The following is a 704-nucleotide window of genomic DNA, read 5'->3' as shown; positions in this document are numbered from 1 at the left end:
CAGACGATTGCCGGGCTGAACACCGTGGCTAACAGCACGGTCAATCTCGGCGCTCAGGATCTGACGTTCGGCGGCAATAATAAGGCTGGCACGATTGCCGGCAATGTCACCGGCACGGATGGCAGCAGCCTCGTCAAGACCGGCACAAACACCACGACGGTGACGGGCACGGTTGCCGCTGGCGTTTCGACCACCGTCGATGACGGCAAGCTGCTGATCGGCCAGGGTGGCACGATCGCTGGCGCCGCGACGGTGAACAAGGGCACGCTGGAGGTTGGAAACGGCGGCACGCTCATTGGTGACGTTGCCACGCAGGCGGGCGGCACGGTTGCCTTCAATCCGACAACCACCGATCAGACGTATGGGGGTGTCATCTCCGGTGGGGGCTCCGTGGTCAAGGACGGCGCGGGCACGACGACGGTGACGCGGGCGCAGACCTATACCGGCCCGACGACGATCAACGACGGCAGGCTGCTTTTGCAGGGTGCGGGCGCGCTCGCGCCGGCAACGGATGTCACGGTGAATGGCGATGGAGCCTTCGACATTTCACAGGCCGACGGCGACCGCACCATCGGTGCGCTTGCGACGGCCGAAGGCACCACGGTGAATGTCGGTGACAAGGCGTTGACCTTCGGAGACGAGCAGAGCACGACCGTCGCCGGCAACGTGACTGGCACGGATGGCGATCTTGTCAAGCAGGGCAC

At 64.9% G+C, this 704-nt stretch carries 1 protein-coding gene; it reads left to right on the top strand.

The window, feature by feature from the left end; all coding sequences use genetic code 11:
- Positions 1 to 24: 24 nt before the first annotated feature.
- On the top strand, positions 25 to 704 hold a 680-nt coding region (locus ACPYOP_RS32925), incomplete at its 3' end, for an autotransporter-associated beta strand repeat-containing protein (RefSeq protein ID WP_481414381.1).

Source organism: Rhizobium sp. KNZ2-6A, from assembly GCF_056755475.1.
Note: the sequence above shows the minus strand (reverse complement) of the source record. Positions and strands in the feature narration are given on the sequence as shown.